At 63.7% G+C, this 11,859-nt stretch carries 10 protein-coding genes; 7 read left to right on the forward strand and 3 right to left on the reverse strand.

The window, feature by feature from the left end; all coding sequences use genetic code 11:
* The first annotated feature begins 215 nt into the window (after window positions 1-215).
* Window positions 216-2,537: a hypothetical protein gene (locus tag AC1DJW_RS07815; RefSeq protein WP_476901083.1), complete on the forward strand. Its 2,322-nt coding sequence runs from the start codon at window positions 216-218 to the stop codon at window positions 2,535-2,537.
* 92 nt (window positions 2,538-2,629) lie between these two features.
* A complete protein-coding gene (locus tag AC1DJW_RS07820; protein WP_476901084.1) occupies window positions 2,630-3,289 on the forward strand; it encodes a class F sortase in 660 nt (219 codons plus the stop codon).
* Window positions 3,290-3,323: 34 nt separating this feature from the next.
* Here AC1DJW_RS07820 and AC1DJW_RS07825 read toward each other — a convergent pair whose 3' ends face one another.
* Both AC1DJW_RS07825 and AC1DJW_RS07830 read right to left on the reverse strand, forming a co-directional pair.
* Window positions 3,324-4,187: a hypothetical protein gene (locus tag AC1DJW_RS07825; RefSeq protein WP_476901085.1), complete on the reverse strand. Its 864-nt coding sequence runs from the start codon at window positions 4,185-4,187 to the stop codon at window positions 3,324-3,326.
* Window positions 4,184-4,915 carry a hypothetical protein gene (locus AC1DJW_RS07830; protein ID WP_476901086.1) on the reverse strand — a complete coding sequence of 244 codons (732 nt, stop codon included), beginning with the start codon at window positions 4,913-4,915 and terminating at the stop codon, window positions 4,184-4,186. Before AC1DJW_RS07830 ends, AC1DJW_RS07825 begins: the two co-directional genes overlap by 4 nt.
* 250 nt (window positions 4,916-5,165) lie before the next feature.
* Between AC1DJW_RS07830 and AC1DJW_RS07835 the strand changes: the two genes are divergently transcribed.
* From AC1DJW_RS07835 to AC1DJW_RS07850, 4 genes are read left to right on the forward strand one after another with little or no spacing between them, the layout of a single operon-like run.
* Entirely contained in the window at window positions 5,166-6,302 is a 1,137-nt protein-coding gene (locus AC1DJW_RS07835; RefSeq protein WP_284754286.1) for a type III polyketide synthase, read from the forward strand.
* A gap of 13 nt (window positions 6,303-6,315) precedes the next feature.
* Window positions 6,316-7,044, forward strand: a complete 729-nt coding sequence (locus AC1DJW_RS07840) for a class I SAM-dependent methyltransferase (RefSeq protein WP_390277258.1) — start codon at window positions 6,316-6,318, stop codon at window positions 7,042-7,044.
* Window positions 7,037-8,179 (forward strand): FAD-dependent oxidoreductase, encoded by a 1,143-nt coding sequence (locus AC1DJW_RS07845; RefSeq protein WP_476901087.1) that lies wholly within the window; start codon window positions 7,037-7,039, stop codon window positions 8,177-8,179. The genes AC1DJW_RS07840 and AC1DJW_RS07845 overlap by 8 nt, the downstream gene beginning before the upstream one ends.
* 15 nt (window positions 8,180-8,194) lie before the next feature.
* Window positions 8,195-8,872: a peptide deformylase gene (locus tag AC1DJW_RS07850; RefSeq protein ID WP_390277253.1), complete on the forward strand. Its 678-nt coding sequence runs from the start codon at window positions 8,195-8,197 to the stop codon at window positions 8,870-8,872.
* Here AC1DJW_RS07850 and AC1DJW_RS07855 read toward each other — a convergent pair.
* Window positions 8,862-10,889: a S9 family peptidase gene (locus AC1DJW_RS07855; protein WP_476901088.1), complete on the reverse strand. Its 2,028-nt coding sequence runs from the start codon at window positions 10,887-10,889 to the stop codon at window positions 8,862-8,864. The genes AC1DJW_RS07850 and AC1DJW_RS07855 overlap by 11 nt on opposite strands.
* A 68-nt stretch (window positions 10,890-10,957) precedes the next feature.
* On the opposite strand from AC1DJW_RS07855, the gene AC1DJW_RS07860 reads away from it, so the two are divergent.
* Window positions 10,958-11,812: a methyltransferase domain-containing protein gene (locus tag AC1DJW_RS07860; RefSeq protein ID WP_284754278.1), complete on the forward strand. Its 855-nt coding sequence runs from the start codon at window positions 10,958-10,960 to the stop codon at window positions 11,810-11,812.
* The last annotated feature ends 47 nt before the right edge of the window (window positions 11,813-11,859 follow it).

Raw genomic sequence — 11,859 nt, forward strand, 5'->3', positions numbered from 1 at the left:
CCCTGGGCGTGACCGAACCCGCGTTGGCCCTGTCCGCCCGTTTCAACTGTCAAGTTCTTGACAGTTGAAGGCGCTGAAAGCGTCTCTTACAAGCCCTGACAGTTTGAAAGCCAAGCCCTTCTCTCGGACTGCGATTTGTCCGGCTCTCTACAAACAGGACCACCCAAAGCGTGGTCATCGCGTCTATGGGCGCGTTTGAAGAGAAGGGAACATAAGTGAGTCAAGGAAGATTCGAACCAGACGCCGGAAACCCGCCGGGACAGACAAGGGGCCGGCGGGCGTTCGCCAAGTCCGGTGCCCTGGCAGCTGCCGGCGCCCTTGTCCTCTCCGCTATCGGGACCGGAGGCATCTTGGCCGCGCCTGCGGCGCAGGCCGCAACTGACCTGCCGGGCATGCACCAATCGGGCATCATCGTCCAGGCTCCGCCGCCCCGGGCGTTTGGAGATTGGTCGATGTGGCTGGGTTCCCTGAACCTGAACGGCGCCGCCGGGGGTCCCACGGCCTTCTGCTTCGACGTCGGGATCCCGGCCGGGCCAGCCGGGTCCGGGGCGGTGGGTTCCCTCGGAAACCCGCAGCTTAACTACGCGATCCAGAAGTACCAGGGCGACCCTGCAAACCACCCCGCCTTGGCGTACCTGGCGCACGAACTCGCGGATCCGAGGTTCAACGTGCCGTGGAACGGCATCGGGGCTCCCTACCCCAACCTCCGGGACTCGGCTGATCCGCAACTGCCCGGTGTCCGTGCCCAGGCCGCGGCGATACTCGCCGACGCCCGGGCCAATTCCGGTCCGTACTCCACGCAACCTAAACTCTCGATGGACGCGAACGGTCGCGGCGGTATAGTCACCTCGACGGAACTGATTTCCGCAGCCGGGAACAAGTTGAACGGTTTCTCGGCCCGCGCCATCCTGAACGGCCCCGCCGTGTGGGCAGGAACGAACTCACAGGCAGTCAACGCCCGTACCGGAGATCGGCTCGGCTTCACGGCTACTGGAAACGGAACAGTGTCGGTGACGCTGACGATCGACGCACCCGGGTCGTCGGCTACCACATACTCTGTGCCGGGCTTCCAGAACCTTCTCGTCGCCGGCGGGGCTCAACCTGTCGCGGGAACATCGGCCGATGCCAAAGTGATCTTCGATTTTCAGCCCGTAGCAACCTCCACAGCTGGCCGGTTTGTCGAGGGCGGCCAGGCGCTGGTGGACGTTCTGCACGTGAACACGTCCACGGGAAACGCCAATGACTGGGCGTTCGTGAACGGCGGCCGCGTCCCGGGCCGCTTCGATATCGACTGGTACTACAGCCCCGTCAAACTCGCCCCTGCCGCCCAAGTCCCTGCAACCGCTGTGAAGGTCGCCTCTGGGACGGGCACCGCAACGGGACCGGGTGACGTGAAGGTGACCGCTGACAAAAACGCGGACAAGGCCGGCTATTACTACCCGGTGGCCCGCTTCTCCAAGGCAGCCCAGCCCGCGGAACTGCAGCAGTACTTTCGTGCTGATTGGACGGCTGGTTTCAACGACCCGAACGAGGAAACGATCCAGAAATACCAGCCCGAGGTCGTGACCAAGGCATCGGCCATTGAAAACGGCAAGGTCCACGACATCATCACCGTGACCGGCAACGAGCCCGGTAAGACACTCTCGGCGATAACGGATCTGATCCTGACCTCCGCCTCCCCGATTGCCGGCGGCTCCGACACTGCACCGGCCGATGCCGAGGTCATCGGTACCGTCACCACGAAGGTCACGGGCAACGGCGAATTCAGGACCGCGGCCGTCGAGGTTCCATGGGAGAAGATCGTCGCCGAGAAGTGGGCCAGGGGCCTGAAAGCCAACCTGTACTTCTCCGAGAAGATCGACGGTACCGAGTCCACCAAGGCATGGGACGGCAAGGAACTGCTGCCCAACGAAACCGTCCCAGTCGAGAAACCTTCGATTGTCACCAAAGCCTCCGAGAACGGCACCGTACCGCTTTTGGCTCACGACATCGGAATCATCTCGGGCACCATCCCTTCCGGCACCGGCATCAAAGTCACCACCAAAGTGAACCAGTACAAGTTTGACGACTCGACCGACGGATCCGCCCAGGCCGTCTGCGCCAATCCGTCCTGGTCCTCCCCCGACCAGGACGTCACCGGTGCCGGTGAAATCACCTACCCGAGCTATACCATCGCCCACAAAGGCACCTACGGATACGTAGAGGAACTTAAGCTGACGATCGACAAGGGCGAGGGCAAGAAACCATTCACCGCGCAGTTGCATAAGGGCAACTGCGGCGAGAAGAACGAAACTGTCATCGCCTTCCCCGAAGCCGTCACCGTTAGCCCAGCCAAGCCGGCCCTGATGGTCAACACCGGATTCGCGCCCACCACCGGCACGGCGCAGGAAACCGGGCCGAACATGCCGCTGCTAATCACAGGCGTCACCGCCTTCGCACTGGCACTCCTCGGAGGAGCAGGGCTGTTGTACCGCAAACGCTTCGACAACCGCGGAGTTGAAACGGACAACGTCCCAGCGGACGAACATGCTGACTAGAAGCACCCAGCTCTCAGATTGACGCGGGGCACCCGGATCCAGCCACCCATGCTGATCACCGGGTGCCCCGCCCCACACCTTAGGACAATCCAATGATCAAAACCTGCAGCTATCCCCGCGCCCGGTGGAACAACGTTGCACTGACCACTGTCGTCACCTGTAGCGTGGCCGGAGCCACCGCAGGCATCTTGGCCTTCACAGCGCCATCCGCTCCCCCGCCGACTCCGCGGGCACCTGTGCTGGCGCCGCCTACTTCCGCCGGACCGGACACCTACACCAGCCCGGCCGCGATCCCCAGCCTTCGGCCTGACACGCTCTCCATCCCGGGCGTGGACCTCAAAGTGGGGCTCGTGGACCAAGGCCGTGACGGTTCCGGCTACCTGGTAGTCCCGGATGCCTCCGAAGCTGCCCGCTACACAGGCTCGGCGGCTGTGTGTGCCGCGAAGGGATCGACCCTACTGGCCGGGCACGTGAACTTCCCGGATGGGTCCCTCGCGCCAATGGCTTCCCTCGTCCGGGTGACCCCGGGCATGCCCGTCTACGTATCCGACAACGCCGGCGTTTCCTGCAGATACAAAATCATCGGTTTGGAATCATTGGCCAAAACGTCCCTGCCCGCAGATACCTTTGCCACCGACGGCCCACACCTACTGCGGATCGTCACCTGTGACCTTGCCAGCCCCTTCGTGCCAATTGCGGGGCAAGCCCAGTTCGCCAACAACACCGTGGCCACCGCAATCCCCTGGCCATGACGAACCACTTCCAGTCCAGACTGGGTTGGCTCCGTCATGCAGGGATGTCCTCCCGCGAATGCATTCCACGTGACGCGTAGCTCCCGGTTCTGGCGTTCTTAGGTCTCGCCTTGCTCCAGACCAGCGAAGCCAACGCCTCCTGGACCCCGGGCAGGGCAAGGGCATTGGCAGGGGAAATTCCCTGGAGACGGCCCCAGAGATATCCGCGTTCGCTGCAGACGAAGTCCACGAGCGCCCTCTTATGGCCTCTGGGTACGCAGCTCAAGGCCCTGTTCGTTTCTAAGCGGGAGAGCGCGGCCCCTGGTTCTGATCCGAAGGAGATCTCCTCCATGTGCCGGGATGCCCTTTGCTCGATCACCTGCAGACCCTGCTCTGCGACGTCGCGATCCCAGCCAGCCCTGATCAACAACGCCTTTAGTTCCTCCCAGAGAGGCGATGAACCGGCGGGCATTGGCGAAATGGCCAACGGAATCTGGGGCCATTCGCACTCATGTCCGTACACCGACACCAGCGGCGCCACCTCCCCCAGGGCGTGGTTCTTCTTCACGTCTGCCCACACACCGTTCCGCACATCTCGCTCTGAGAGCCAGTGGCGTTGGGTGACTGTCCAGGTCCGGAGTCCGTTGCGGACAACCGTCAGCAGCCACGCGCAAGCCGGGACGTCCACAGGTATCCCCCGGTCGCAAAGAACTTCCGTGGCGTAGAACAGTGCATCTTCCGGGGCAATCGAGGGGAACTCGTGCTGGAAACGGGACAATAGCGCCGGAAGAAACGAACCGAACAGCAGCCCGGCCGAAGGGCCGTCCCGGCCTTCCCGCTGCCATCTGGCTACGAGGTCCCGCAGGAGGGCATCGCGTTCGGCCGGCGTCGAAAACCGGCCGTGGGTTCCGGGACTCACGCGGCGACACCCCACTGCTTCGCAACATCGCTCATCAGTTCCGCGGCCGCGTGGAACTGGGCGGCCAGCCGGCGTCGTCGTGCGGGATGCGCCTCGGGCAGGCGCTGGACGACTAGCTCAGAGGATCCCATATTCCGGATAGAGTCGATCAACTCCCGCAGCTGGAGTTCGGCCAGCACAGCCGCGTCGGAAGGACCGTGATCTACGTCCAAGGCGCCGACATCGGCCAAAAACCCCTCCACATCGAAGATTCCCTCGTTGGAGTCCGAGTTGGAATCCGAGTGAAGAAGTTCGCCCGCGATCACATTCCTTGGTACTGCGGGTGCAGTGCGGCGCATTCTGCCGTCCAGCGACAATCTCACGGACGGCAGCGTTCCACCCGCTGCAACGCCCTTTGCGAGGAGGGTCTTCACGGTCTCGTGGGATACGCCCAGGACCGGGGCGATCGCACGAAGCGACAAATTTCCGGCCGCCAACTCCATGGCGATACTCACCCGGGCGCTGCCTCCCAGGCTCGGAAGGACCAGCCGCTCAGCCTCCACCAACTCAGCCCACGTACTCAGGCCAAAGGCCGTCCATGCCCTCGCCTGATACAGCTCCAAAGCAAGCTTCACGACCTGGCCGAGCAACCGGTCAACCACGCACACTTGGCGATCAAGCTCAGCCAAACGCAGGCGCAACCGCTTCACCTTGACACGCGCACCCCCGACATCCAGATCCCCCTGCATACCTGCGCACCTCCCCAAATGCACTAAGGACCGCCCTGTTGCCGTCCAGCCGCTCGGCGAACTCGGCAAACGTACAAATGGGCTGCTATTAGAACTAGTGGCCCGTCGCTTCACTTTGTGTCGCAGAAGCTTTGGAGGCCCTGAATGCGGTTGAGTCCGCCGGTTCCCGAAAAACAGGCGGGACCCCTAAAACGTCCACATTTCCACGCCCTGCCATTGTCAACGGCATCTTCGTCGCCAACAATGAAGCATGCCGGTCTACGTGAGGTCTCTGGAAACTGCCGTACCGCCCACAGTGCTTGTGCAACCACAGGCGCGCGACGTTTTTGCATCCCAACCCGGCCTGACACGGCTCGGGTCCAGACTGGTGCGAACCTGTTTTGATTCAGCAGCCATCGACACCCGATTCACCGCAGTGGCCGAATTGTCCTTGGACAACCACTCCGAGAATCCGTCATTCTTTGACCCCGCGACAGGCCGTGTACTTAGCCCCAGCACCAAAGTCCGCAACGAGATATTTGCCGTCGAAGCCACCAAATTGTTCATTGAGGCCGCCAAGGCCGCCGTCGGGAAATGTCCCGATATTGATTTACTTGACATAACCCATGTCATCACCGTTTCCTGTACGGGTTTTTTCAATCCCGGCCCCGATTACAAAGTGGTCAGGGCCCTCGGACTGAGTCCGGCCGTGCAGCGCTATCACCTTGGCTTCATGGGTTGCTACGCAGCGTTCCCCGCCCTCCGCGCAGCCCGGCAGTTCTGCCAGGCCGATCCCTCTGCCGTCGTCCTCGTTATCTGTGCGGAACTTTGCTCGCTCCACGTCCGGACCTCAAATGATCCGGACACCATCATGGGGTCGGCCATCTTTGCGGACGGCGCGGCGGCCGCCGTCGTGACTTCCCGTGAGCCTGAGGGGCCGGACCCGGTGATCAGGCTGGATCACTTCGAGACTGTCCTGACGCCGGTCGGCGAAGAAGCCATGGCCTGGAACATTGGCGACGAAGGCTTCGAAATGGTTCTCGGCACGTACGTGCCGCACATCATCGAGGAGCACATCACCGGCGCGCTCGAACCGCTGCTTGCCCGGGACCCCTCCCTGGCCGGACTCCCCTACAGGGACATTACGCATTGGGCCATCCATCCCGGCGGCCGCAGCATCCTCGACAAAGTCGAGTCGAAGCTTGAACTCACCGAAGAACAGATGATTCCCGCCCGTGACGTCCTCCGCGACTATGGCAACATGAGCAGCGCCACCGTGCTCTTCGTCTTGAAACACATCCTGGGACAAACCCCGGCTGAGCGGGAGGAACGCATCTGTTCCATGGCATTCGGGCCCGGCCTCACGGTGGAGACGGGGCTCTTCACCCGGGTTTCCCCGGCTCTGTGATGCCGGCCCTGTGATGCCGGCTCTCCCCCGCCTAGGCGGCTTTCTCGGGGCACGGGATGTGACCGCCGTTGAAGACATGGACCGCCCCGATTGCGAGCTTGACCGGCTCAACCGAAGTTACGCGCGGTTTCCGATCGTCAACGCTGTGGTGTCCGGCTGGCGGGATACCTACAGCTCACGGATCAAGCCGTTGCTCACGACGGCGGCGCCCACCACGGTCCTTGACATCGGCTGCGGCGGTGGAGACGTTGCCCGTAGCCTGGCGCGCCGGGCCGCAGCAGACGGTTACCGTCTGGAAGTCACCGGAATCGACCCGGACGAGCGCGCCTTCCAGTTCGCGAACTCCGCACCGTCAGTGGAGGGCGTGAGCTACCGGAAGGCCTTGAGTTCCGAGCTCGTGTCGGAAGGGCGCACGTTCGACGTCGTTATTTCCAACCACGTCCTGCACCACCTGACCACCCCGGAACTCGCCTCGTTCCTTCACGACTCCGAACGCTTGTGCCGCCGGATTGCCTTGCACAACGACCTCACGCGCAGCCGCGTGGCATACGCACTCTTCTGGGCAGGATCCTGGCCCCTCGGCATCGGTTCCTACATCCACGGTGACGGCCTCACGTCCATCAGGCGCAGCTACACGGCAGTGGAACTCCGGGCCGCCACTCCGTCGACCTGGACGGTAGAACCGAGCGGCTTGTGGCACAACCTCCTGGTATACCGGCCCGGGGAGGTCCACGATGTTTGACGTCGTGGTGGTCGGAGCCGGACCTGTCGGGCTATACATGGCAGCCCTGCTGCTGCAAAACGGACACCGCGTTGCAGTTCTCGAAAGACGCGCGACGTCGAGCCGCCAGACCCGTGCCATAGGAATCCATCCGCCCGCCCTGGCAGCTCTGGACGCAATAGGTGCCGCCCATCCCTTGGTCTCTTCAGGGGTCCGGATCACCCATGGTGCCGCGTACAGCGGCGGCCGGAAAGTTGCCGACATGGACTTCGCCCGTCCCTCGGCCGAGTACCCCTTCATCCTTTCCGTTCCGCAATACCTCACCACCCACGCCCTGGAGTCCAGGGTGACCGACCTCGATCCGGTAGCCCTCCACCGCGGAGTGCAGGTCGAGGAAGTCGTCGACGACGGCGGGCGCCTGCGTTTGCGCGGACAGCAAGACGGAGCTCCAGCCGAGTTTCTGGGCCGATTCGTAGTGGCCGCCGACGGCGTCCATTCCGCCGTCCGTGAGGGACTGGGTTTGGAGCCACGCTTGCGCACCTATCCCGACTACTACGTCATGGGCGATTTCCGGGATGAATCGACCTACGGCAACAACGCCGTCCTTTTCCTTGAGCCCGGAGGAATCGTGGAGTCCTTTCCCCTGCCCGGCGGCATCCGCCGGTGGGTGGTCCGGCTTGGCACCCCGTGTCAGGAACCCACTCCCCATGCGCTCGCCGACCTCATCAAAAAACGGACCGGCAGCGTGGTGGACTCCGCGAGCAATACGATGATCAGCGCGTTCGGCGTCACCTCTCGCATGGTCTCCCGCATGGTCCACGGACGGGTCGCCCTGCTTGGCGATGCCGCACACGAGATCAGCCCGATCGGCGGCCAAGGGATGAACCTGGGCTGGTTGGACGCCGTTGCCCTGGCGCCGATCATCAGCGAAGCATTGCGCACATCCGCGAATGTCCCTGCCGGCAAGGAACTCGCGGGCTTCGAGCGGGACCGGCAGCGCGCGGCGAAGAAAGCCATCTGGCAAGCCAGCCTGAACATGGCGCTGGGGCGTCCCTTGCCCCCGAAAGTCCTCAGCGCACGGAACGCCTTGATCGGCCGCGCCATCACCTTGCCGATGTTCTCGGAGCTTGTTGCCCGCAGATTCACGATGCATTGACACTAAGCTCAATCCATGGACTTTGAGACCCGCCCCCTGGCTGCCGGCCCGGACACGACGTTTACTGCCTCGGAAATCCGCAGCGCAGTCCAGGCCCTGCTCGGTCTCGAGGGGCTCCCTCCCATCGTGCAGGTCGGGCATCCCGTGCTGCGCCAGCGGGCCGCGCCCTATGATGGCCAGCTCGACGACACCGAACTGGCGCAGCTGATCGAGCGCATGCGGGATGCCATGCATGCCGCTCCCGGAGTGGGCCTCGCCGCGCCGCAGCTCGGCATCCCCTTGCAGCTGGCTGTGCTTGAAGACCATTTCGATGTTGATCCTGTTGCCTCGGAGATCCGGCAAAGGACGCCGCTGGGCTTCTTCGCGATACTGAATCCCGGCTACGAGCCCGAGGGGACTTCCACGGCGTCGTTCTATGAAGGCTGTTTGTCGATGCGCGGATTCCAGGCCGTGGTCACACGCCACCGCGATGTTCGTTTGCACTACCAGCGTCCGGACGGAAGTGCAGCCTCGGCCGGATTCTCCGGATGGCAGGCCCGGATAGTCCAGCACGAAACCGATCACCTGCACGGCGGACTATATTTGGACCGCGCCGAACTGCGGTCGCTCGCAAACGATGGGGAGTACTCCGCCCATTGGGCGTACCCCGGAATCGACGAGGCACGCCGCGGACTGGGATTCCTCAATCCGTAGCTGAACCGGATTCGCGCGGCGGGTTTGCTGCCGAAGGCAGGTGCCTTGCCCACCACGCGAGGATCTGCTCGAATCGCTGCCGCCTGTGGTGGGGCGTGCCCGATCGCGATAGTTCGTGGTCTTCACCCGGGAAGAGGAGCAACGCCGTCCCCACGCCCTGCGCCTTGAGGGCGGCGAAGTAGCGCTGGCCTTGTTCAACCGGGCATCGGAGATCGTTTTCGCTGTGGATTACCAGCGTGGGTGTCCGGACTGCGGTCACCACGGCCATGGGGCTTTGGGCCGCCATCTGCTCCGGCGAGCCACCCGTGTATTCGCCACCGAAGAACCATCCGATATCCGAGGAACCGGCAAAGCTAACCGGGTCGAGGAATCCGCGCTCCACAATGGCTGCCTTGAAGCGGTGTTCGTGGCCGATGACCCAGGCCGTCAGGTATCCGCCGTAGGACCCGCCCATGATTCCGATCGATTCCCTGTCCATCGCAGGAAAGGCTTCGAGGGCACCATCCAGGAAGGCGAGCACATCCGCCATGTCCACGGTGCCCATCTTTTCCTTGATGGCCCCTCCGTGTGCTTGGCCGTACCCGGCAGAACCGCGCGGGTTGCACATCAGCACGGCGTATCCCGCCTCGGCGTACACCTGGGCTTCATCAAAGAACGCCCCCGTGTACTGGGCGAAAGGGCCGCCGTGGATGGTGAGCAGCACTGGATGGGGGCCTGGCCCCTCTGGCAGGACCACCCAGCCATGGACCGGGTAGCCGTCAGTTCCGGTGGTGGTGAACTCATGCGGTTCAAGGATTGTCGCTTGGTCCCGAAGCGCCTTGGCGAAGTCTGTGAGCACTCGGAGTTCACCCTTCTCCAGAACGCCGAGCTCGCCATTGCTGAAAGCGTCGCCGTATGCGACAGCCACGATGTCTCCCACTGCGGAAGCGCCGATCGCTACGCGGGGACCCTTGACAAGGACCTCGGCCTCGCCGTTGGGTGACCATTGGATCAGCTGGACGCTGCCACGGCTGGTGTTGAGCGCGAGCACCCCATCCGCTCCAAAGGCTTCGAGGTGGCCGCCAATGTCCTGGTTTTCGACGTCGCTGAGCATCGTTGCTTTGCCACCCCGGACTGGCATTGCGTACAGCGCCGTGTTTCTCGCGACGAAGTCCAGGCCGTCGTCGCCCAGGTCCTGCGCCGCAAAGAACAGCCATTCACCGTCCGCGGACTCGCAGATTTCCTGGACGGATTGTCGTGCGGCGTCCGGACGAAGTGCTTTGGGCTCGCCGCCCGCGACGGAGACACGATAGATACCGGAGGCGAGGTCGGCGTCGTGCCCTTCGTGGAGCGAGGCGACGAAGTAGACACTCTCACCGTCGCGGCTGAAGGACGGCGAGGTGTGGTCGGCTTCGCCGAACGTCAACTGCACCGCCGGCGGCACCAGGCCTGCCGCATCGGCTCCGTTGGCTTTGGCCGCCCTCCCCACAGGAACCACGGGAGGTTCCGCTCCGGGCTCGGGGACCTCGACGACGAACAGTTGCGCGGGCTTGTCCGCGGTGTAACCCAGCCCATTGAGCCTATATTGGTTGTCGGTGATCAACCGTGGGTCTTCGCCGCCCGCCCCAACGCCGTCAACCGTCCCGTAACGGCCTTCCTCAGGAACGCGCGAGGAGAACACAATCCTCCGCGAAGCAGGCGCCCAGGAAAACTCGGAGACTCCCAATTTCTGTTCCGTGATCGCTTGCGGTTCCCCGCCGTCGGACTCAACCACGTGCAGTTGCGGCTTGCCGTCCGGCGTCGCCCGAAGGAACGCCAACACCCTGCCGTCGGGTGAGAATGCGGGTGCGGTGTCCCGGAAGCCACGGGTGATCCGCCGGGGCCGGATCTCATGGTCAAAAGGAACACTCCAGAGCTGGCCGACGTAGGCGTCGGCGTCGAAATCGGGCCGCGTGACGGACACGACGGCGCGGGTCCCATCGGGATGGGTCGCGGGAGCAGAGACGGAATTCAGCAGCGGGAGTTGTTCGGCTTTCACGCTGGTGAGCCTAACGGCCGTCAAGGCATGAGGATATGTGCCACTCCGGCAGCCGTAGGATTGTCCATATGCTTTCCGACGCCGTCCCTTCCCTGCGCTGCCCGGTCTGCGGGGGTCCTTTCGGACTGAGCGCGGCTGCGCCGTTTTCGCTCGGTTGCGTCGCCGGCCACAGTTTCGATGCCGCCAAACAGGGCTACTTCAACCTGCTCACGGGCAAGGGCACGGTCTTCGAGGCCGACACGGCAGAGATGGTCGCGGCCCGCAACGATTTCCTGGGCGCGGGCCATTACGCTCCCCTCGCCGAGGCCATCGCGGAGCTGGCGGCACCGGTCCTATCGGCGCCGGGATCCCTGGTCCTGGATTCGGGGACCGGCACCGGCCACTACCTACGGACAGTGCTGGACCGCACGCCGGTTGCAGCGATTGGCATCGACATTTCCAAGTTCGCCCTCCGCCGGGCCGCACGGTTGAATCCCGGCGCCGTCAATCTCGTATGGGATGTCTGGCGTCCACTGCCGATCGCAGACCATGCCGTGGATGCGGTCATCGTGGTCTTTGCGCCGCGGAATCCACCGGAATTTGCCCGCGTGCTCCGTCCAGGCGGCCGTGTGATCGTCGTGACTCCGCGCAACGGGCACCTTGGGGAGATTGCGGAACGGACTGGGATGTTGGGTATTGAACCGGGCAAAGACGAGCGCCTTGCCGAGTCCATGCAGGAGTTCTTCACTCCCGCGGACACCATTCACCTCGACGTGGATCTCAAGCTCGACGGGCGCGACATTGCCGATGTCGCCTTCATGGGACCCGCAGGCCACCACCTCGAACGCTCCGCCCTCCTGGCGTCGACGGCCGTGGAAACGTCCGTCAAGGCCACCGCGAAGTTCACCCTCAGCGTTTTCACAGCACGGGAGCAAGGCTCCTAACGGGAACCTTCGCACCGGGCTAGGATGGAAAAACAGCGACTGTGATC

This window comes from Arthrobacter sp. 05L417 (assembly GCF_056397865.1).

Bases quoted from the DNA above. Each gene is read 5' to 3' on its own strand.
- AC1DJW_RS07840 (WP_390277258.1), top strand. From the start codon at position 6,316: ATGCCGGCTCTCCCCCGCCTAGGCGGCTTTCTCGGGGCACGGGATGTG.
- AC1DJW_RS07820 (WP_476901084.1), top strand. From the start codon at position 2,630: ATGATCAAAACCTGCAGCTATCCCCGCGCCCGGTGGAACAACGTTGCA.
- AC1DJW_RS07850 (WP_390277253.1), top strand. From the start codon at position 8,195: ATGGACTTTGAGACCCGCCCCCTGGCTGCCGGCCCGGACACGACGTTT.
- AC1DJW_RS07845 (WP_476901087.1), top strand. From the start codon at position 7,037: ATGTTTGACGTCGTGGTGGTCGGAGCCGGACCTGTCGGGCTATACATG.
- AC1DJW_RS07835 (WP_284754286.1), top strand. From the start codon at position 5,166: ATGCCGGTCTACGTGAGGTCTCTGGAAACTGCCGTACCGCCCACAGTG.
- AC1DJW_RS07830 (WP_476901086.1), bottom strand. From the start codon at position 4,915: ATGCAGGGGGATCTGGATGTCGGGGGTGCGCGTGTCAAGGTGAAGCGG.
- AC1DJW_RS07860 (WP_284754278.1), top strand. From the start codon at position 10,958: ATGCTTTCCGACGCCGTCCCTTCCCTGCGCTGCCCGGTCTGCGGGGGT.